Source organism: Streptomyces sp. NPDC003697, assembly GCF_053587115.1.
Map to the genome: position 1 here is coordinate 1 of NZ_JBSFNN010000015.1, position 18,688 is coordinate 18,688.

Sequence of the window (18,688 nt, forward strand, 5' to 3'; positions counted from 1 at the left end):
TGTCGGACGAGGTCACACAGGTCGTCATGACGTCCGCGAAGCCCGCGTCGTTGCCGCCGACGCTGAGGGACACGAGCCCGGTGGAGGAGCTGAGCCGGCCTTCGGTGTGTTTCCGGGCGCGGAGCGTGACCGGCGGCGTGTGCGGCCGGCTTCCGCGGCGGCGTCCGTGCAGCGAAAGGCCCCGGCACCTCACCGGTGCCGGGGCCTTTTCGAAGGGGGTACGCGCCTCACGCCGCCCTGCAGGTCGGGCACAGCCCGCGGTACGTCACCTCTACGTCGGAGACGGTGAAGCCGAAGCGCTCGCTGTCCGGGAGGTCGGCCAAGGGGTTACCGGTCGGGTGGACGTCCCGGATGGCACCGCAGCGGGCGCAGACCAGGTGGTGGTGCGGCCGGTGGGCGTTCGGGTCGTACCGCTTGGCCCGCCGGTCCGTGGAGACCTCGATCACCTCACCGAGCGAGACCAGCTCGCCCAGCGTGTTGTAGACGGTCGCCCGGGAGATCTCGGGCAGCTTGCCGACGGCCCGGGCGTGGACCTCGTCGGCCGTGAGGTGGACGTGCTCGCCGTCCAGGACCTCGGCCACGACGCGCCGCTGCGCGGTCATGCGCCATCCGCGTCCGCGCAGCCGTTCCAGAAGGTCGCTCATGCGAACCAGCCTAGCAGCAGAGGGGGCCAGGTCCCGAACGGGTGTGACTTTGGAGCGTCACTTGATTTGGACAATGTCTACTGTAGGATCGGCCTCGACTTTGGCCAAGGTGCAGGATTGGTCAGCAATGAAGCAGGAGGCGCACGTGACGCAGGGGCCGCTCACCACGGAGGCCGGTGCTCCGGTGGCCGACAACCAGAACAGCGAGACGGCGGGCGCCGGCGGCCCGGTGCTCGTGCAGGACCAGCTGCTCCTGGAGAAGCTGGCCCATTTCAACCGCGAGCGCATCCCGGAGCGCGTCGTGCACGCCCGTGGCGCCGGGGCCTACGGGACCTTCACGGTCACCGCCGACGTCACCCCGTACACGCGCGCCGCGTTCCTGTCCGAGGTCGGCAAGCAGACCGAGGTCTTCCTCCGCTTCTCGACCGTGGCCGGCAACCTGGGTGCCGCGGACGCCGTCCGCGACCCGCGCGGCTTCGCGCTGAAGTTCTACACCGAAGAGGGCAACTACGACCTCGTCGGCAACAACACCCCGGTGTTCTTCATCAAGGACGCCCTCAAGTTTCCCGACTTCATCCACACCCAGAAGCGCGACCCGTACACCGGGTCGACGGAGCCGGACAACGTCTGGGACTTCTGGGGCCTGTCGCCCGAGTCCACGCACCAGGTGACCTGGCTGTTCGGCGACCGCGGCATCCCGGCGTCCTACCGTCACATGGACGGCTTCGGCTCGCACACCTTCCAGTGGAACAACGAGGCCGGCGAGGTCTTCTGGGTCAAGTACCACTTCAAGACCGACCAGGGCATCAAGTGCCTCACCCAGGAGGAGGCCGCCAGGCTCGCCGGTGAGGACCCCGACTCCCACCAGCGCGACCTGCGCGAGGCGATCGAGCGCGGCGAGTACCCGAGCTGGACCGTGGGCGTCCAGATCATGCCCGCGGCCGAGGCGGCGGGCTACCGCTTCAACCCGTTCGACCTCACGAAGGTCTGGCCGCACGCCGACTACCCGGTCATCGAGATCGGCAGACTGGAGCTCAACCGCAACCCGGAGAACATCTTCGCCGAGGTCGAGCAGTCGATCTTCTCCCCGGCGCACTTCGTGCCCGGCATCGGCCCGTCCCCGGACAAGATGCTCCAGGGCCGCCTCTTCGCCTACGGCGACGCCCACCGCTACCGCGTCGGCATCAACGCCGACCACCTGCCGGTGAACCGCCCGCACGCCACCGAGGCGCGCACGACCTCCCGTGACGGCTCCCTGTACGACGGCCGCCACAAGGGTGCGAAGAACTACGAGCCGAACAGCTTCGGCGGTCCGTTCCAGACCGGCCGGCCGCTGTGGCAGCCGATCCCGGTCACCGGTGTCACCGGCGACCAGGAGGCCCCGGTCCACGCCGAGGACAACGACTTCGTCCAGGCGGGGAACCTCTACCGCCTGATGACGGAGGAGGAGAAGGAGCGCCTGGTGAACAACCTCGCGGGCGCCATCTCGCAGGTCTCGCGCGAGGACGTCGCCGAGCGCGCGATCAACAACTTCCGCCAGGCGGACGCCGACTTCGGCAAGCGTCTGGAGGTCGCGGTCCAGGCCCTGCGCGGCTGACGCCTCAGGGCACCGGACCGCTTGCCGCGGTGACGGGCCGGACCCCCGGGAGCGGGGGTCCGGCCCGTTCGCGTACTCAGGCGGGAACGCGCTGCGCGGCCTGCCGGGCAGGGGCCCAGCAGCGGATGATGTCGCGCACCGAGACGATCCCGGCCGGTTCGCCGCGGTCCAGGACGATCAGATGGCGGAAACCGCCGTGCGCCATGGCGCGGGCCGCCTCCTCCAGCGTCCAGGACGGGGCGGCGAACACGACGTCGGTCGTGGTGTGGGCGTGGACGGGTTCCGTGTCCGGGTCCTGGCCCAGGCCCACGGAGTCGAGGACGTCGCGTTCGGTCAGGATGCCGACACCGCCGGCGTCGGGGTCGAGGACCACGGCAGCGCCGACGCGGCGTGCGGACATCAGGGCGGCTGCCTGGCGGAGGGTGTGTGCGGGGCCGATGGTGAGGACCACGGTGCTCATGGCGTCGCGGACGAGCATGGGCTGGAGCCACCTCCTGGGAGTCCCGGAACTTGTGCGGTCATTCACAAGTTCACAAATGGGGGTGTCCTCAGAGTGACAGGTAAAGGGCGGGTCAACAAGGGCGTGCGCGGGGCCGGTTGAGGGTGCGCGGGCTCGGTCCGCGGACCCGGCCGCGCCGCGTCCGGGCGGACCGCCGCCTGCCCGGCCGGCGGCGCGGGCTGCGCTCGGGCGTGCGGTGGCGCGGGCGGATGCGGGACCTGCCGGGCGGTGCGCGGGATACGCGCGGGTCTGTGCTGCCGGGCGGACGCCGGTGCGGGCGGTGCGGTGCCGGACGGACGCCGGTGCGTGCCGTGCCTCAGTGACGCCTGTTGAGGTAGCCGAGCATCTCGTCGTGCAGCAGTCCGTTCGACGCGGCCGCGTTGCCGCTGTGCGGGCCCGGGCGGCCGTCGAGACCGGTGAAGGTGCCGCCCGCCTCCGTGACGATGACCGCGTTGGCGGCCATGTCCCACAGCGACAGCTCCGGCTCGGCGCAGAAGTCGACCGACCCCTCGGCGACCATCATGTACGGCCAGAAGTCGCCGTAGGCGCGTGTGCGCCACACCTGGCGGGTCAGGTCCAGGAAGCCGTTCAGGCGGCCCTGCTCCTCCCAGCCGCTGAGCGAGGAGTACGCGAAGGAGGCGTCCGCGAGCCGCGCGACGCGGGAGACGTGCAGACGGGTCGCCGACGACAGGCTGCGGCCGCTGAACGCGCCGTGGCCCAGCGCCGCCCACCAGCGGCGGCCGAGGGCGGGCGCGGAGACGACGCCGACGACCGGCCGGTATCCGCCCTCGCCGGCTTCCATCAGGGAGATCAGGGTGGCCCAGACGGGGACGCCGCGGACGTAGTTCTTGGTGCCGTCGATCGGGTCGACGACCCAGCGGCGGGGGCCGGTGCCCTCGACGCCGTACTCCTCACCGAGGACCGCGTCGCGGGGCCGGGCACGCTGCAGCTGCCCGCGGATGAGTTCTTCCGCCGCCTTGTCCGCCTCGCTCACCGGCGTCATGTCCGGCTTGGTCTCGACCTTGAGGTCGAGCGCCTTGAAGCGGGCCATCGTCGCGGCGTCCGCGGCGTCGGCGAGGACGTGGGCCAGGCGCAGGTCGTCGAGGTAGTCGGCCATGCAACGAACGGTATCCGCCGGCAAGGGGCCGGGGCCACACGGGTCGGGCCGGCGGGCCGGCCGGGGGACGGAGGCGGCGGACGTCCGGGGCGCCCGGGCCCACCGTGTCCGCGAGGGCTTGACAGCCCCTCCGGGCGCGTCAAATCTGGGCGCAGAGGTCGCTCGCCCCCGGGAGGCGATGATGCCTGCGACGCGGGAATCCCTGCTGGACGCCGCCCGTACGGCGCTGGCACGCCGGCCGTGGTCCGCCGTGCGGATGGTCGACGTGGCCGCGGCGGCCGGGGTCTCCCGGCAGACGCTCTACAACGAGTTCGGCAACAAGGACGGACTCGCGCGGGCCCTCGTGCGCAGGGAGGCGGACCGCTACCTCGCCGGGGTCGAGCGCGCGCTCGCCGCCCACGACGACGCCGGGGACCGCCTCACCGCCGCCGCCGAGTGGACCGTCGCGGCCGCCAGGGAGAACACCCTGATCCGCGCCCTGCTCACCGGCGACTGGAGCGAACGGCTGCCCGCACCCGTCCTGGCGGCGGTGCCCTCGTCCTCCCCCCTCCCGGCGCAGCGCAGGGCGGACGGTGCGCTGCCGTCGCCCGGCGACTTCGTGGCGGCCGTCCGCGACCGTGCCGTCGACGTCCTGACCGCGTCCGGCGCGTTCCGGCCGGACACCGCCGAGCTGACGCGCACCTGCGAGCTGGTGTTCCGCCTCGCACTGTCCTGCGTGGCCGCTCCACCGGGCGACGGCGGGATCGCCGAGCTGGTCCGGCGGGCCCTGCCTCGCCAACCGGCCCGGGACTGAGGGGCGTTGCCCGGCGTTCAGTGCGTGGAGCCGGACAGCTGGAGACCGATGACGCCGATGATGACGAAGGTGATCGAGACGATCTTCAGCGTCGACACCAGATCGCCGAGGAAGACCATGCCGTAGACGGCGGTGCCCGCCGCGCCGATGCCCGTCCACACCGCGTACGCGGGTCCGACGTCCAGCTTCCTCAGGGACAGGGTGAGCAGGCCGAAACTGCCCAGGGCGAAGCAGGAGAAGGCGACGGTCGGCCAGAGCCGGGTGAAGCCGTGCGACAGCTTCAGACACACCGCGAAGCCGGTCTCGAGCAGACCCGCGACGATGACCAGCAGCCACGCCATGTGCTGTCCTTTCGTGTGTCCGCGTTCCGTGACCGCTCGTCGTGGTGCTCGGCTCGGATCCGGCTCGGTGCGATTATGCCCGTGCCCCGCCCCGGCCAGGACGAACAACGCGGAGGTCAGTCGCCTTCCCTGCGCTCCCGCGTGGCCAGCAGCCGGCGCAGCGAGTACAGCCGGGCCGGGTCGGCGTGGCCCTCGGCGACGTAGGCGTCGAGGGCGCAGTCCGGCTCGTCGTGACTGCACGCGCGCGGACAGCCCTCCGTCCCCGGCTGCAGGTCGGGGAAGGCGTTGATGACGCGGGAGGGGTCGACGTGCGCGAGCCCGAAGGACCGTACGCCCGGGGTGTCGACGACCCAGCCCCCGCCGCTGCCGCCCACGTTGTCTGCGAGCGGCAGCGCCAGCGCCGAGGTGGTGGTGTGGCGGCCCCGCCCGGTCACCGCGTTCACGTGCCCGGTCAGCCGCCGCCGCTCCTCGGGCACCAGCGCGTTGACCAGCGTCGTCTTGCCGACGCCGGAATGGCCGACGAACGCGGTGATCTTCCCTGCCAGGTGCTCCCGCACCCGGTCCGCGGCCTCGCCGCTCTCCAACTCCTCGCGGCTGGTGACGACATGCGGGATGTCGAGGGCGCCGTACAGCTCCAGCAGCTTGTCCGGCGGGGCCAGATCCGACTTCGTCATCACCAGCAGCGGCTCCAGGCCGCCGTCGTACGCCGCCACCAGGCAGCGGTCGATCAGGCGCGGGCGCGGCTCGGGGTCGGCGAGGGCGGTGACGACGGCGAGCTGGTCGGCGTTGGCCACGACCACGCGCTCGTACGGGTCGTCGTCGTCGGCCGTGCGGCGCAGGACGGAGCCCCGCTCCCCGATGCGGACGATGCGCGCCAGGGTGTCCTTCGCACCGGAGAGGTCGCCGACGAGCGCCACCCGGTCGCCCACCACCGCGGCCTTGCGGCCCAGTTCCCGGGCCTTCATGGCCATCACGATACGGCCCTCGACCAGACAGGTCAGCCGGCCCCGGTCGACGGTGAGCACCATGCCCTCGGCCGCGTCCTCGTGCTTGGGGCGGATGCTGGTGCGCGGGCGGTTGCCCCGGCGGTTGGGGCGCGAACGGATGTCGTCCTCGTCGGTGTGCTTGCCGTAGCGGCGCATCGCTTACGTCCCCTACGCCCTGTCGCTCCCGAGCATCCCGGCCCACAGCTCGGGGAAGTCCGGCAGGGTCTTCGCGGTCGTCGCCACGTTCTCGATCTGCACGCCCTCGACGGCCAGGCCGATGACCGCGCCGGCCGTCGCCATGCGGTGGTCCTCGTAGGTGTGGAAGACGCCGCCGTGCAGCCGGCGCGGGCGGATGTGCAGGCCGTCCGCGGTCTCCGTGACGTCACCGCCCAGTTCGTTGATCTCCTTGGTCAGCGCGGCGAGGCGGTCGGTCTCGTGCAGCCGCAGGTGCGCCACGCCCCGCAGGGTGGACGGCGAGTCCGCGAGGGCGGCGACGGCCGCGACGCCCGGCGTCAGCTCGCCGACCTCGCCGAGGTCGACGTCGATGCCGTGGACGGCTCCCGAACCGGTGAACGTCAGGCCGTAGTCGGTCAGTTCGCAGGAACCGCCCATCTCGGTGAAGATCTCCCGCAGCCGGTCACCCGGCTGGGTCGTGCGGGACGGCCAGTCCGGGACGACGACCTTGCCGCCGGTCACCAGCGCCGCCGCGAGGAACGGCTGCGCGTTGGACAGGTCGGGCTCGACGGTCAGGTCCCGGCCGAGCAGCGCGCCCGGGGTGACCCGCCAGACGTTCGGCTCGCCGCCCGACTCGGGGGTGTCGACCTGGGCGCCGACCGCGCGCAGCATGTCGACGGTCATGCGGATGTGCGGCACGGACGGCAGCGCCGAGCCGACGTGACGGACCTCGACGCCCTGGTTGTAGCGCGGGGCGGACAGCAGCAGGGCGCTGACGAACTGGGACGAGGAGGACGCGTCGATCTCGACCCGCCCGCCGTCCAGCCCGCCGCTGCCGTGCACGGTCAGGGGCAGCGCGCCGCGGCCGTCGTCGTCGATCCGGGCGCCCAGCACCCGCAGGGCGTCGATGACGCCGTGCAGGGGGCGCTCGTGCGACCTCGGGTCGCCGTCGAAGCGGACGGGGCCGTCGGCCAGCGTGGCGACCGGCGGCAGGAAGCGCATGACGGTGCCCGCGTTGCCGACGTCGACCGTGGCCGGGCCCCGCAGGCTCGCCGGGATCACGCGCCACGCCTCGCCCGAGGCGCCCGCGCCGCTGCTGGAGGACACGGTCTCCTCGATGCCCACACCCATAGCCCGCAGGCCGTCCGCCATGAGCAGCGTGTCGCGGGAGCGCAGCGGGCGCCGCAGCCAGCCCGGCTCGGAGGCAAGGGCGGCGAGCACCAGGGCGCGATTGGTGACCGACTTGGACCCGGGCACGTGGACCGTCGCGTCGACGGCTCCGCTCGCGTGCGGGGCGGGCCAGAGGGCGGTGGGTGCGGGGTTAACGGCCATGCCCCCACTTTAGTGGCTGGCGGTGACCCGAGATCTTGATCGAGAGCGGCGGGAGGCGGGCGGACCCGGGCCACGGCAGGGGGACCGCCGGGGACGGACGCCCGCCGCCCGCGCCCGGCGGCCGGGGCGCGGGGCGAGCCGGGACGGACGCCATCGTCCCGGCCTGCACAGCGTCGGCAGTCACCGCCCGGCCCTCACAGCATCAGCAGCCACCGCCCGCCGCCGATCAGCGAGCACAGCGACACCGCGTGGAACAGGAACAGCCACACCGCCGCCGGTGCGTGCGTCAGCCGTGCCAGCTGGTCCGCGTCGGAGTCGCCCGCGCCGCCGCGCGCCCGCTTGACCTGGAGCTCGAAGGCCGGGCGGACCCCGCCGAGCAGCAGGAACCACACCACCGCGTAGGCGAACGCCGCCTGCACCTGTGGCCCGGCCAGCCACGAGACCAGCAGGAAGGCGCCGCCCGCGAGGACCACCGTCAGCGCGCCGTAAGCGTTGCGGATCATCACCAGCATGACCAGCAGCAACGCCGTGGCCACCCACAGCAGCAGGGTGAGGCGCCCCTCGGCGAGCAGGGCGGCGCCGCCCAGCCCGAGCAGCGGGGGAGCGGTGTAGCCGGCGGCCGCCGTGAGGATCATGCCGGCGCCGTAGGGCTTGCCGCGGCTGACGGTCAGGCCGCTGGTGTCGGAGTGCAGGCGTATGCCCGTCAGGGTGCGGCCGGTGAGCAGCGCCACCAGCCCGTGACCGCCCTCGTGGGCGATGGTGACGGCGTTGCGGGAGACGCGCCACAGGGCGTGCGGGAGGACGGCGGCGAGCGCGGCGGCCAGGGTGGCGATCACCACCCACAGGTCGGGTCGCGGCTGGGTACCCACCAGCCGGTCCCACAGGGCGGGCAGCGCGATGGATGCGGTGCTGTCCATGGTCGTCGGCTGGCTCCTCGTGTCGCTCGTGCCGGACCGGGCGGTCGGGCGGGTGGGCGCCCGTCACAGTCACGCGAAGACGGTGGTCGGGTGACGGGCGGGCCTGGCAGTGTTGCACGCATGTGCGGACGGTATGCAGCGAGTCGCGGACCCGAGGATCTCGCGGCGGTCTTCGAGATCGAGAAGTGGGAGCCGGAGGAGACCCTGGCCCCCGACTACAACGTGGCTCCGACGAAGGAGGTCTACGCGGTCCTGGAGCGCCCCCTGAAGGACGCCGCCGGCAAGCGTCCGGTTCGGCAGCTGCGGAAGCTGAGGTGGGGGCTGGTGCCGTCCTGGGCGAAGTCCCCCGAGGGGGCCGCCCGGATGATCAACGCGCGGGCCGAGAGCGTGCACGAGAAGCCGTCCTTCCGGCGCCCCTTCGCCGCCCGGCGCTGCGTCCTGCCCGCCGACGGCTACTACGAGTGGGTCACCGGCACGCAGGAGCGGGAGCTGGAGGTCGAGGGGCGCAGGAAGCGGCCGCGCAAGCAGCCGTACTTCGTGACCCCGGCCGACGGATCGGTGTTCGCCATGGCGGGGCTCTACGAGTTCTGGCGGGACAGCACGCTGCCGGAGGACCACCCGCGGGCCTGGTGGGCGACCTGCTCGGTGATCACGACGGAGGCCGAGCGGACCCCGCTCGCGGTGGCGCCCCCGCAGGGCCCCGGCTCGCTGGCCGACATCCACCCCCGGATGCCGCTGATGCTGACGCCGGACCGCTGGGACGCCTGGCTGGACCCGGCCCGGACGGACGCCGGCGAACTGCGCGGGCTGCTGGCACCCCCTCCGCCCGGCCTGATGCGGGCCTACCCCGTCGCCACGGCCGTCAGCAACGTCCGCAACAACGGTCCCGAGCTGCTCAAGGAGCTCGCGGCGCCCGAGGAGGGCACACTCTTCTGATGTGACGCACGCGACGGACGCAACCACCGAGACCATCGAGACGGACGCCGGGACTGCCCGCGTCACCTGGTACACGGCCCCCGGGGCGCGCCTGGTGCTCGCCCTCGGTCACGGCGCCGGCGGCGGCATCGAGGCCCGCGACCTGGGAGCGCTGGCGCGCGCGCTGCCCCGGCGGGGGGTGACCGTCGCGCTCGTCGAGCAGCCCTGGCGCGTGGCCGGGAAGAAGGTCGCGCCCGCGCCGAAGACGCTCGACACCGGCTGGCGCGGCCTGTGGCCGGCGCTCGTGCGCCCCGGCCTGCCGGTGGTCTCGGGCGGCCGCAGCGCCGGCGCCCGGGTCGCCTGCCGCACGGCGACGGAGCTCGGCGCGCACGCCGTCCTGGCCCTGAGCTTCCCGCTGCACCCGCCGGGCCGGCCCGAGAGGTCCCGCGCGGGGGAACTGCTGGCGGCCGGGGTGCCCGCCCTCGTCGTCCAAGGGGGCAACGACCCGTTCGGGAAGCCCGGGGAATTCCCGGAGGGTCCCTACGAACTGATCGAGGTGCCGTTCGGCGATCACGGCCTCGCCGTGCCCAAGCGGGCGGACATCACCCAGGAGCGGGCCCTGGAGATCGTCGTCGAGGGCGTCGCCCAGTGGGCCGTGTCACTCGGGTGACGGCCGGGAATGCCCGCCGCACACTCGCTGTTGAGCCGGACGTGTGTGCTGGGGAACAGCACCGACGTCGTAGGAGAGGAAGTTCGCCGCATGGGTTCGATCTTCTGCCCGAGCCGCAGCAGCCGCACCGGTCTGGAGTGGACGGTGCTGCCCGCGGCGAGGACCGCCCAAGTCCGGGCGGCGGGCGGACCGGGTTGGCAGGCGCCTTCGACCGCAGGTCGTCTATCCTCCGATTCCAGTGGGACCGATTTCGGTTCCACGACGGCATCGGAGGAGGTGGGTCCGGTCACTGGGACCGACGCAGGCACCGGCAACGGCCAGGCGGAGCAGCCGGAGGGCCGGGGCACGGGCACGGAGTCGACCGCCGAGCGCAGCGCGCGCTTCGAGCGGGACGCGCTCGAGTTCCTCGACCAGATGTACTCGGCCGCGCTGCGCATGACGCGCAATCCGGCCGACGCCGAGGATCTGGTGCAGGAGACCTACGCCAAGGCGTACGCGTCCTTCCACCAGTTCCGCGAGGGCACCAACCTCAAGGCGTGGCTGTACCGGATCCTCACGAACACGTTCATCAACTCCTACCGCAAGAAGCAGCGCGAACCCCAGCGCAGCGCGGCCGAGGAGATCGAGGACTGGCAGCTCGCCCGCGCCGAGTCGCACATGTCGACCGGCCTGCGCTCCGCCGAGTCGCAGGCGCTCGACCACCTGCCCGACTCGGACGTGAAGGCGGCGCTTCAGACCATCCCCGAGGAATTCCGCATCGCCGTGTACCTCGCGGACGTCGAGGGCTTTGCGTACAAGGAGATCGCGGACATCATGGGGACCCCCATCGGTACGGTGATGTCCCGGCTGCACCGGGGCCGCCGTCAGTTGCGCGGCATGCTCGAGGACTACGCCCGTGAGCGCGGACTGGTCCCGGCCGGCGCCGGAGAGTCGAACGAAGCGAAAGGCTCGGGCTCATGAGCTGCGGAGAGCCGCACGAGACGGACTGCGGTGAGGTACTCGATCACCTGTACGAGTTCCTCGACAGTGAGATGCCGGACGTCGATCGCACCAAGTTCGAGCACCACTTCGAGGAGTGCTCGCCGTGCCTCGAGAAGTACGGTCTGGAACAGGCCGTGAAGAAGCTGGTCAAGCGGTGCTGCGGGCATGACGACGTACCCGCCGACCTCCGCGCCAAGGTCATGGGGCGCATCGAACTGATCCGCTCCGGACAGACCGCCCCCGAGCGGGACGTGGCCGCGGCGCCGAAGACGCCCCAGGAGTCCTGAGCCCTCCCGCGCGCTCGTCCGCGCGGACGACGGCGTCACCCGAATGTGCTAATTCGCGGGTTATCGGCCCGCCGACTCCCCCCTGCCGGCCCTAGGCTCCCAAGCCCTGGACCGGCATCACCGGGGGGAGGGGCGTCATGGAGGCTGTGCCACGGCGGGCACGCGCATACGTCGTGTGTGCCGTGCTCGGCGCCCTGCTGTGCGTGGTGACACCGCCGGTGCCGCGCACCCCCTGGTGGGTGATCGCCCTGCTGGCCGTGGTCTACGCCGCCGGCGAGCAGCTCGCCCGCCGGCGCTTCGGCGGGACCTTCTACCCGGTCCTGCTCGCCGCGGCCTTCCTGCTGCCCCCTGCCGCGGCCGCCCTCGTCCCCTGGCCGGGGGCCCTGCTCGCCCGGGCCGGACGCCGGCCCGAGACGCTGCGGCGGATCTGGCGGGCGGCCCAGCTCTCCCTCGCCGTGTGGACGGCCGCCCGGGTGCACGGGGCGCTGGGCGGACGGGACGCCGTCGTGGGCTCCGACTTCCCCTACGCGCTCCTGCCCGCCGGGGCCGCCGTGGTGGCGTTCTGCCTGGCGCTGACGCTGCTGGACGGCGGGATCCTCGCGCTCGCCGAGCGCGTGCCGGTGCGTCGGGCCTGGCGGGGGCTGTTCCTGCGGTCGCTCGCGCCGCTGGCGGTGCACGGGCTGGCGGGGCTGATGATGGCCGTGCTCTGGCGCAGTCCGTACGGGCCGGTCGCCGCCCTGTTCGTCCTGCTGCCGATGTGCGTGTCGTGGTGGGTGTACGCGCAGTACCACCGCGAGCGGGCCGCCCACCAGGCCACGATCCGTGCGCTGGTCCAGGCCGTCGACATCAAGGACGGCTACACCCGCGGGCACAGCGAGCGGGTCGGCCTGGCCTCCGTGATGATCGCGCGTGAGCTGGGGATGGACGACGAGCGCGTCGAGGTGCTGAGGTTCGCCGGGATCCTGCACGACGTCGGCAAACTGGGGGTGCCCACCCGGCTGCTGCGCAAGGACGGCCCGCTGACGCCCGAGGAACGGCGGGTGATCGAGCTGCACCCCGAGTACGGACACGAGATGGTGCGGGGCATCTCCTTCCTCGGGGAGGCCCGGTCGGCCATCCTGCACCACCACGAGCGGCTGGACGGCAGCGGCTATCCGTACGGGCTGGCGGGCAGTCAGATCCCCGAGTGCGCGCGGGTCGTGGCCGTCGCCGACGCGTTCGACGCGATGACGTCCACCCGCTCCTACCGCCGGGCCCGGCCGGTCCCGACCGCGCTGGAGGAACTCAGGCGGTGCGCCGGCGCCCAGTTCGACCCCCGGATGGTGGCGGCACTGGTGCGGGCGCTCGGCCGGCACGGCTGGCACCCGGCGGTCACCGCCGAGGAGGGGACGCCCGCGCTGCGGCCCCCGGTTCCCGGCGGCCGGCAGCCCGGCCCGCAGGAAGCACGCCGATGACCCGGCCGGTCCCGGGCTTCCTCATCCGCGCCTGCGCCCTGCTCCTCGCCCTGGTCTGCCTCGCGCTCACCCTCTGGGACGGACTCGAGAACCGCGGCGCCGCCCTCGCCTTCGGCCTGCTCGTGCTCGTCGGCGAGCTGACCCGGTGGACCGGGGCCGACATACGGGAGACCGCGCCGCTGGGGGCCGCGGGGGCGCTGTCGTACGCCCTGCTGGGGGAGGACGCCGGGCGGCCCACCCAGCACGGTGCCTGCCAGGTCGTCGCCGTCGTGCTGGTCGCCTCCCTCCTCGGCAGTGTGCCGCACATCGCGCGGGGGCACAGCCCGTCGCTGGACCACCTGGTGCGGCGCACGCTCACGGTGGGGTTCACCGCCGTCTGCTTCCAGCCGCTGCACGATCGCGCGGTCTTCGGGACCTGGCAGGGAACCGCCCACACCCTGCTGCTCGTGGCGCTCCTCGGGCTCACCGCGCTGTGCGACGCCGTGCTCGGGGCCGCGCTGGCGCACAGCCGTACCCGCTGGCCGTTCGGCCCGCTGCTGCGCGAGGAGCTGCGGGGGCTGCTCGGGATCGGGTCGGCGGTGTGCGCGACGGGCGCCGTCATGGCCCTCGCGGTCGCCGTCGTCGGCCTGTGGGCCCTGCCGGTGTTCTCGCTGCCGCTGCTGCTGACGCAGTTGTCCTACCGTCGGTACGCCGCCGTGCGGGCCACCTACCGGCAGACCATCGCCTCGCTGGCCCGGGCCACCGAGGTCGCCGGGTACACCCCGGCCGGGCACGCCCGGCGGGTCGCCGCCCTCAGCCGGGCGGTGGGCCGCGACCTGGGCCTCGCCGAGCCCGAGCTGACCGTGCTGGAGTACGCCGCCCTGATGCACGACATCGGACAGCTCAGCCTGGTCGATCCGGTGCCTTCGGGGGTCACCGCCGCACTGCCCGCCGAGGAGCAGCGCCGCATCGCCCTGCTCGGCGGGGCCGTCGTCCGGCAGACCGGGGTCGACCCGGCCGTCGCCGTGGTGGTGGAGCGGCAGGCCGACCCCTGCTGGGAACAGCCGCTGCCCGCGCGGATCGTGCGGACGGTGAACGCCTACGACGAGAGGGCCCGCAACGCCGGCCCGGGCGGGCCGCTGACGGCGCTGGAGGAGCTGCGGCTGGGCACCGCGGGCGACCACGCGCCCGAGGTGGTGGAGTCACTGGCCCGGGTGCTCGCCCGGCAGGACGGCCACGCCCGCTGGGAGTTCGGGCGGCCGCCCGGCGACGCGGAGCCGCCGGGCGAGGGCGGCGGGCGCCGGTCCGGGCGGTCTGACGGTGCCCGCGGCTGGGTAACCCATGGGTAATGAGCGGCCTTCCGGCCGCACATGGTTGGATGCCAAGGAAGGGTGTCCGGGGGCGAAGCCAGCCCACTGAACGGAACTGGCAGGCGGGAATCGTGAGGATCTTCGGCAAGGGACGGCACCGGCCCTCCGCCTCCTGGCGGCAGGCCACCGACCGGGCATTCACCCTGATCGGTGACGGCCGGTACGAGGACGCGGGCGCGCTGCTGACACGCGCGGCCGACCTGGAGCCCTGGCTGTCGGAGTCCTGGTTCAACCTGGCCCTGCTGCACAAGTTCCGGCACGACTGGGAGCAGGCCAGGGCCGCGGGCCTGCGGGCCGTGGCCCTGCTCGAGAAGGAGACCGGGGCGCCCGACTGGTGGAACGTCGGCATCGCGGCCACCGCCCTGCAGGACTGGCCACTGGCCCGGCGGGCCTGGCAGGCCTACGGGCTCAAGGTGCCCGGCGGGGCGGCCGCGTCCGGGGAACCGCTCGGCATGGAGCTGGGCAGCGCCGCGGTCCGGCTGTCGCCGGAGGGCGAGGCCGAGGTCGTCTGGGGGCGCCGGCTCGACCCGGCCCGGATGGAGGTGCTGTCCATTCCGCTGCCGTCCTCCGGGCGGCGCTGGGGCGAGGTCGTGCTGCACGACGGTGTGCCCCACGGCGAGCGGACCACGGCCGCCGGGCACACCTACCCCGTCTTCGACGAGATCGAGCTGTGGGCGCCCTCGCCCGTGCCCACCTGGGTGGTGCTGCTGGAGGCCGCCACCGAGGCCGACCGGGACGCTCTGGAGCAGCTCGCCGCCGACGCCGGCTTCGCCGCCGAGGACTGGTCGTCGTCCGTACGGCTGCTGTGCCGGACGTGCTCGGAGTCGCGGATGCCGTCCGACGAGGGCGACGGCGAGCACCTCGACCCGCACGACCACAGCGAGCCGGGCCAGCCGGGCCCGCTCGGCCACCGCACGGACGGTCAGCAGTGGGTGCCCGAGCGGGAGTGCGGCATCGCGGCGCCCTCCTCGCTGGTCCGGGGCCTGCTGGACGGCTGGGTCGCGGACAGCCCGGACTCGAGGGACTGGCGGGACCTCGAAGAGATCTGCTGAGGACTGCCGGACCCCGGTGCCGTGCCGCCCCCTTTAGGCTGTACACGCGAAGTTTCTCAGGCTTGCAGGAAGGCATACGTCGGTCATGGCGCAGCAGGACACCGATCAGCAGCACGCGGGCGTGCTCCCCGTCGACGACGAGGGCTACGTGGTCGACACGGAGGACTGCGAGGAGCGCGAGACCGCCTGGCGTGAGCGCGGCACCTCGCGGCCGATCACGGTCGTCGGCAACCCGGTGCTGCACAGGGAGTGCAGGGACGTCACCGATTTTGGCGACGATCTCCAGCAGCTCGTCGCGGACATGTTCGCCAGCCAGCGCACCGCCGAGGGCGTCGGGCTCGCCGCCAACCAGATCGGCGTCGACCTGAAGGTCTTCGTCTACGACTGCATGGACGACGAGGGCGTCCGGCACGTCGGCGTGGTCTGCAACCCGAAGATCGTCGAGCTGCCCGCCGACCGGCGCCGCCTGGACGACAGCAACGAGGGCTGCCTGTCCGTGCCGGCCGCCTACGCCCCGCTCGCCCGCCCCGACTACGCCGAGGTCACCGGGCAGGACGAGAAGGGCCACCCGGTCAAGGTGCGCGGCACGGGGTACTTCGCGCGGTGCCTGCAGCACGAGACCGACCACCTGTACGGCTACCTCTACATCGACCGGCTGTCCAAGCGCGAGCGCAAGGACGCCCTGCGGCAGATGGCCGAGAACGAGCCGCGCTACCCCGTCGTCGCCAACGACTGAGGCGCGGCGGGGCAGTCGGCGCGCGAGAGCCCCGTTCACACGGCGCCCGGCCGGGAGGTTCCCCCGGCCGGGCGCCGTTCATGTGTGCAGTCGTATTCGATTCTTTGTACGCCCTCTCGATTCATAATCAGCCACACATGGGGATATTCTCGGCACCGGGGTCCGGTGAGTGGAGCAAATCCGTTCCCAGGGTGGTCAGTTGTGGTGCTGAATGGTGAGTGCGGGGATTACGCGACGGCGCGCGCCCGGCACGAGACCAGGGGTGAGCGCCACTGGCGGCTGAGAGGGGTTTGTTCGTGCCAGCTTTCCCACACAGCACCACATCTACGGCGGTTGCGGTCCCACCGTCACTCGCTCTTCCGGTGATCGAGGCCGCGTTTACCAGGAGACTGCACCCGTATTGGCCCAGGCTTCAGGAGAAGACCCGCTGCTGGCTGCTCGAAAAGCGGCTCATGCCGGCGGACAAGGTCCAAGAACACGCCGACGGCCTGTGCTACACCGACCTCATGGCGGGGTACTACATCGGCGCCCCGGACGAGGTGCTCCAGGCGATCGCCGACTACAGCGCGTGGTTCTTCTTCTGGGACGACCGCCATGACCGCGACATCGTCCACGGCCGGCCCGACGCCTGGCGGCGGCTGAGGCTGGCGCTGCACACGGCCCTGGACTCACCCGAGGCGCATCTGCACCACCAGGACCCGCTGGTCGCGGCCTTCGCTGACAGCGTGTCGCGGCTGTACTCGTTCCTGCCCCAGACGTGGAACGCCCGCTTCGCCCGGCACTTCCACGCGGTGATCGACGCCTACGACCGGGAGTTCCGCAATCGCACCGGGGGAGTCGTACCCACGGTCGCGGAGTATCTCGCGCTGCGCCGGCTCACCTTCGCCCACTGGATCTGGACCGACCTGCTGGAGCCGAGCGCCGGCTGCGAACTCCCGGACGCCGTGCGGAGGAATCCGGCTTACCGCCGTCCGGCACTCCTGAGCCAGGAATTCGCCGCCTGGTACAACGACCTCTGCTCCCTCCCCAAGGAAATCGCGGGCGACGAGGTGCACAACCTCGGAATCAGTCTCGTCAAACACGAGGGAATGACTCTGGAACAAGCCGTCGCGGACCTCAGGCGACGGATCGAGGAATGCATATCCGAATTCCAGGAGGCCGAGCAGGAGGCGTTACTTTTCGCCGACCGGCTGGCGGACGGAACGGTACGCGGAAAGGAACTGAGCAGCGCGGTCCGGGACTGCCTCGGCAATATGCGGAACTGGTTCAGCTCGGTCTACTGGTTCCACCACGAGTCCGGCCGCTACATGGTCGACAGCTGGGACGACCGGTCCACGCCCCCGTACGTCAACAACGAAGCGGCAGGTGAGAAATGACCGTCGATTCATCCGCCCCGTCCCCGTCACGCGAACCAGGAGCGGCCCCGCCGCCCGACGGCCCGCGGGAAACGGCGCCCCAGCTGCGTGAGCCGCCCTTCGCGGGCGGTGGGGTCCCGTTCCTCGGCCACGGCCTGAAGCTGGCCCGCGACCCGCTGGCGTACATGTCCCAGCTGCGCGACCACGGCGACGTCGTGCGCCTCAGGCTCGGCCCCAAGACGGTGTACGCCGTCACCACGCCCGCCCTCACCGGGGCGGTGGCGCTCAGCTCCGACTACATCATCGCGGGCCCGTTGTGGGAGTCCCTGGAGGACCTGCTCGGCAGGGAGGGCGTGGCCACGGCCAACGGCCCGCTGCACCGGCGCCAGCGGCGCACCATCCAGCCCGCTTTCCGGCTCGACGCCATCCCCGCCTACGGGCCGATCATGGAGGAGGAGGCGCACGCCCTGGTCGGGCGCTGGGCCTCGGGCGAGACGATCGACTGCACCTCGGAGTCCTTCCGGGTCGCCGTCCGCATGGCGGCCCGGTGCCTGCTGCGCGGCCAGTACATGGACGAGCGGGCCGAGCGGCTGAGTGTCGCGCTGACCACCGTCTTCCGGGGCATGTACCGGCGCATGGTCGTCCCGCTCGGACCGCTGTACCGGCTGCCGCTGCCGGCCAACCGCGAATTCAACCGCGCTTTGGCCGATTTGCATCTCCTCGTCGACGAGATCGTCGCGGAGCGCCGCGCATCCGGTCGGAATCCGGACGATTTGCTGACGGCATTGCTGGAGGCGAAGGACGACAATGGCGACCCCATCGGGGAGCAGGAGATCCACGACCAGGTCGTCGCGATACTCACCCCCGGCAGCGAAACGGTGGCATCCACCGTCTTGTGGTTGCTGCAGGCACTTGCCGAGCATCCCGAACACGCCGACCGCATCCGCGCCGAGGTCGAATCGGTGACCGGTGGCCGGCCCGTCGGATTCGACGACGTCCGCAAGCTCACGCACACCAACAATGTCGTCGTCGAGGCGATGCGTCTGCGCCCGGCCGTATGGGTATTGACGCGGCGCGCGGTCACGGAGACCGAGCTCGGCGGCTATCGCATTCCGGCCGGTTCGGACATCATCTACAGCCCGTACGCGATCCAGCGCGATCCGCGATCCTATGCGGACCACCTGGCATTCGACCCCGACCGATGGCTCCCGGAACGCTCCAAGGACGTACCGAAATACGCTATGAGCCCGTTCAGCGTGGGCAACCGCAAGTGCCCCAGCGACCACTTCTCGATGGCGCAGCTGACCCTCATCACGGCGGCGGTGGCGACGCGTTACCGCCTGGAGCCGGCCCCCGGCTCCGACGGCACGCCCCGGGTCGGCATCACGCTGCGTCCGCACCGGCTGCTGCTGAAGCCCGTGCCGCGCTGAGATCCGCACGGCACGGGGGCGCGTGCCGCGCGGCGGCGCGCTCCGGCGCCGGGGACGGG

General features: G+C 72.6%; 19 protein-coding genes and 1 pseudogene. 12 read left to right on the forward strand and 8 right to left on the reverse strand.

What is annotated here, in order from left to right; genetic code table 11:
• Window positions 1-100, reverse strand: a pseudogene (locus tag ACWDNY_RS08650) (lipase); the annotation flags it as partial.
• A 127-nt stretch (window positions 101-227) separates the two neighbouring features.
• On the reverse strand, window positions 228-644 hold the full coding sequence (locus tag ACWDNY_RS08655; RefSeq protein ID WP_451644996.1) for a Fur family transcriptional regulator: 417 nt from the start codon (window positions 642-644) through the stop codon (window positions 228-230).
• Between the two features lie 145 nt (window positions 645-789).
• Here ACWDNY_RS08655 and ACWDNY_RS08660 point away from each other — a divergent pair, with 145 nt between their 5' ends.
• Window positions 790-2,241, forward strand: a complete 1,452-nt coding sequence (locus ACWDNY_RS08660; protein WP_451645089.1) for a catalase — start codon at window positions 790-792, stop codon at window positions 2,239-2,241.
• A gap of 76 nt (window positions 2,242-2,317) precedes the next feature.
• Here ACWDNY_RS08660 and ACWDNY_RS08665 read toward each other — a convergent pair whose 3' ends face one another.
• Together ACWDNY_RS08665 and hisN are read right to left on the reverse strand one after the other, a co-directional pair.
• A complete protein-coding gene (locus tag ACWDNY_RS08665) occupies window positions 2,318-2,719 on the reverse strand; it encodes a CBS domain-containing protein (protein ID WP_451644997.1) in 402 nt (133 codons plus the stop codon).
• A 337-nt stretch (window positions 2,720-3,056) separates the two neighbouring features.
• Window positions 3,057-3,857: a histidinol-phosphatase gene (gene hisN / locus ACWDNY_RS08670; RefSeq protein ID WP_451644998.1), complete on the reverse strand. Its 801-nt coding sequence runs from the start codon at window positions 3,855-3,857 to the stop codon at window positions 3,057-3,059.
• Between the two features lie 178 nt (window positions 3,858-4,035).
• Here hisN and ACWDNY_RS08675 point away from each other — a divergent pair, with 178 nt between their 5' ends.
• On the forward strand, window positions 4,036-4,650 hold the full coding sequence (locus ACWDNY_RS08675; protein ID WP_451644999.1) for a TetR/AcrR family transcriptional regulator: 615 nt from the start codon (window positions 4,036-4,038) through the stop codon (window positions 4,648-4,650).
• Window positions 4,651-4,667: 17 nt separating this feature from the next.
• Here the strand turns inward: ACWDNY_RS08675 and ACWDNY_RS08680 are convergent, their stop codons facing one another.
• The 4 genes from ACWDNY_RS08680 to ACWDNY_RS08695 form a co-directional block, all read right to left on the reverse strand.
• Entirely contained in the window at window positions 4,668-4,991 is a 324-nt protein-coding gene (locus ACWDNY_RS08680; protein WP_451645000.1) for a DMT family transporter, read from the reverse strand.
• 116 nt (window positions 4,992-5,107) lie between these two features.
• Window positions 5,108-6,133 carry a ribosome small subunit-dependent GTPase A gene (gene rsgA, locus ACWDNY_RS08685; RefSeq protein WP_451645001.1) on the reverse strand — a complete coding sequence of 342 codons (1,026 nt, stop codon included), beginning with the start codon at window positions 6,131-6,133 and terminating at the stop codon, window positions 5,108-5,110.
• A 12-nt stretch (window positions 6,134-6,145) separates the two neighbouring features.
• The gene (gene aroA, locus ACWDNY_RS08690; protein WP_451645002.1) at window positions 6,146-7,483 is read right to left on the reverse strand and encodes a 3-phosphoshikimate 1-carboxyvinyltransferase; all 1,338 of its coding nucleotides are present in this window, start codon (window positions 7,481-7,483) and stop codon (window positions 6,146-6,148) included.
• A gap of 194 nt (window positions 7,484-7,677) precedes the next feature.
• A complete protein-coding gene (locus ACWDNY_RS08695) occupies window positions 7,678-8,400 on the reverse strand; it encodes a M50 family metallopeptidase (RefSeq protein ID WP_451645003.1) in 723 nt (240 codons plus the stop codon).
• A 120-nt stretch (window positions 8,401-8,520) separates the two neighbouring features.
• Here ACWDNY_RS08695 and ACWDNY_RS08700 point away from each other — a divergent pair, with 120 nt between their 5' ends.
• The 10 genes from ACWDNY_RS08700 to ACWDNY_RS08745 all read left to right on the forward strand — a co-directional run bounded on the left by ACWDNY_RS08700 (window position 8,521) and on the right by ACWDNY_RS08745 (window position 18,629).
• Window positions 8,521-9,336, forward strand: a complete 816-nt coding sequence (locus tag ACWDNY_RS08700; protein WP_451645004.1) for an SOS response-associated peptidase — start codon at window positions 8,521-8,523, stop codon at window positions 9,334-9,336.
• A 1-nt stretch (window position 9,337) separates the two neighbouring features.
• The gene (locus ACWDNY_RS08705; protein ID WP_451645005.1) at window positions 9,338-9,985 is read left to right on the forward strand and encodes an alpha/beta hydrolase family protein; all 648 of its coding nucleotides are present in this window, start codon (window positions 9,338-9,340) and stop codon (window positions 9,983-9,985) included.
• A gap of 276 nt (window positions 9,986-10,261) precedes the next feature.
• The gene (gene sigR / locus ACWDNY_RS08710; protein WP_451645006.1) at window positions 10,262-10,945 is read left to right on the forward strand and encodes an RNA polymerase sigma factor SigR; all 684 of its coding nucleotides are present in this window, start codon (window positions 10,262-10,264) and stop codon (window positions 10,943-10,945) included.
• On the forward strand, window positions 10,942-11,253 hold the full coding sequence (gene rsrA / locus ACWDNY_RS08715; protein WP_451645007.1) for a mycothiol system anti-sigma-R factor: 312 nt from the start codon (window positions 10,942-10,944) through the stop codon (window positions 11,251-11,253). The genes sigR and rsrA overlap by 4 nt, the downstream gene beginning before the upstream one ends.
• Window positions 11,254-11,390: 137 nt before the next feature.
• Window positions 11,391-12,707 (forward strand): HD-GYP domain-containing protein, encoded by a 1,317-nt coding sequence (locus ACWDNY_RS08720; RefSeq protein ID WP_451645008.1) that lies wholly within the window; start codon window positions 11,391-11,393, stop codon window positions 12,705-12,707.
• Window positions 12,704-14,035 carry an HD-GYP domain-containing protein gene (locus ACWDNY_RS08725; RefSeq protein ID WP_451645009.1) on the forward strand — a complete coding sequence of 444 codons (1,332 nt, stop codon included), beginning with the start codon at window positions 12,704-12,706 and terminating at the stop codon, window positions 14,033-14,035. Before ACWDNY_RS08720 ends, ACWDNY_RS08725 begins: the two co-directional genes overlap by 4 nt.
• A 92-nt stretch (window positions 14,036-14,127) precedes the next feature.
• Window positions 14,128-15,108, forward strand: coding sequence for a tetratricopeptide repeat protein (locus ACWDNY_RS08730; protein ID WP_451645010.1), 981 nt, complete (start codon window positions 14,128-14,130; stop codon window positions 15,106-15,108).
• Window positions 15,109-15,193: 85 nt separating this feature from the next.
• Entirely contained in the window at window positions 15,194-15,844 is a 651-nt protein-coding gene (def, locus tag ACWDNY_RS08735) for a peptide deformylase (RefSeq protein ID WP_451645011.1), read from the forward strand.
• Between the two features lie 296 nt (window positions 15,845-16,140).
• Window positions 16,141-17,220 carry an epi-isozizaene synthase gene (gene cyc1 / locus ACWDNY_RS08740; protein ID WP_451645012.1) on the forward strand — a complete coding sequence of 360 codons (1,080 nt, stop codon included), beginning with the start codon at window positions 16,141-16,143 and terminating at the stop codon, window positions 17,218-17,220.
• Window positions 17,217-18,629 carry a bifunctional albaflavenone monooxygenase/terpene synthase gene (locus ACWDNY_RS08745; RefSeq protein WP_451645013.1) on the forward strand — a complete coding sequence of 471 codons (1,413 nt, stop codon included), beginning with the start codon at window positions 17,217-17,219 and terminating at the stop codon, window positions 18,627-18,629. Before cyc1 ends, ACWDNY_RS08745 begins: the two co-directional genes overlap by 4 nt.
• Window positions 18,630-18,688 lie beyond the last annotated feature (59 nt).

What these genes read in the sequence shown, in the direction of transcription:
- ACWDNY_RS08655 (WP_451644996.1), bottom strand. Translation starts at nt 644, where the DNA reads ATGAGCGACCTTCTGGAACGGCTGCGCGGACGCGGATGGCGCATGACC.
- ACWDNY_RS08665 (WP_451644997.1), bottom strand. Translation starts at nt 2,719, where the DNA reads ATGCTCGTCCGCGACGCCATGAGCACCGTGGTCCTCACCATCGGCCCC.
- hisN (WP_451644998.1), bottom strand. Translation starts at nt 3,857, where the DNA reads ATGGCCGACTACCTCGACGACCTGCGCCTGGCCCACGTCCTCGCCGAC.
- ACWDNY_RS08675 (WP_451644999.1), top strand. Translation starts at nt 4,036, where the DNA reads ATGATGCCTGCGACGCGGGAATCCCTGCTGGACGCCGCCCGTACGGCG.
- ACWDNY_RS08680 (WP_451645000.1), bottom strand. Translation starts at nt 4,991, where the DNA reads ATGGCGTGGCTGCTGGTCATCGTCGCGGGTCTGCTCGAGACCGGCTTC.
- rsgA (WP_451645001.1), bottom strand. Translation starts at nt 6,133, where the DNA reads ATGCGCCGCTACGGCAAGCACACCGACGAGGACGACATCCGTTCGCGC.
- aroA (WP_451645002.1), bottom strand. Translation starts at nt 7,483, where the DNA reads ATGGCCGTTAACCCCGCACCCACCGCCCTCTGGCCCGCCCCGCACGCG.
- ACWDNY_RS08695 (WP_451645003.1), bottom strand. Translation starts at nt 8,400, where the DNA reads ATGGACAGCACCGCATCCATCGCGCTGCCCGCCCTGTGGGACCGGCTG.
- ACWDNY_RS08700 (WP_451645004.1), top strand. Translation starts at nt 8,521, where the DNA reads ATGTGCGGACGGTATGCAGCGAGTCGCGGACCCGAGGATCTCGCGGCG.
- rsrA (WP_451645007.1), top strand. Translation starts at nt 10,942, where the DNA reads ATGAGCTGCGGAGAGCCGCACGAGACGGACTGCGGTGAGGTACTCGAT.
- ACWDNY_RS08720 (WP_451645008.1), top strand. Translation starts at nt 11,391, where the DNA reads ATGGAGGCTGTGCCACGGCGGGCACGCGCATACGTCGTGTGTGCCGTG.
- ACWDNY_RS08725 (WP_451645009.1), top strand. Translation starts at nt 12,704, where the DNA reads ATGACCCGGCCGGTCCCGGGCTTCCTCATCCGCGCCTGCGCCCTGCTC.
- def (WP_451645011.1), top strand. Translation starts at nt 15,194, where the DNA reads ATGGCGCAGCAGGACACCGATCAGCAGCACGCGGGCGTGCTCCCCGTC.
- ACWDNY_RS08745 (WP_451645013.1), top strand. Translation starts at nt 17,217, where the DNA reads ATGACCGTCGATTCATCCGCCCCGTCCCCGTCACGCGAACCAGGAGCG.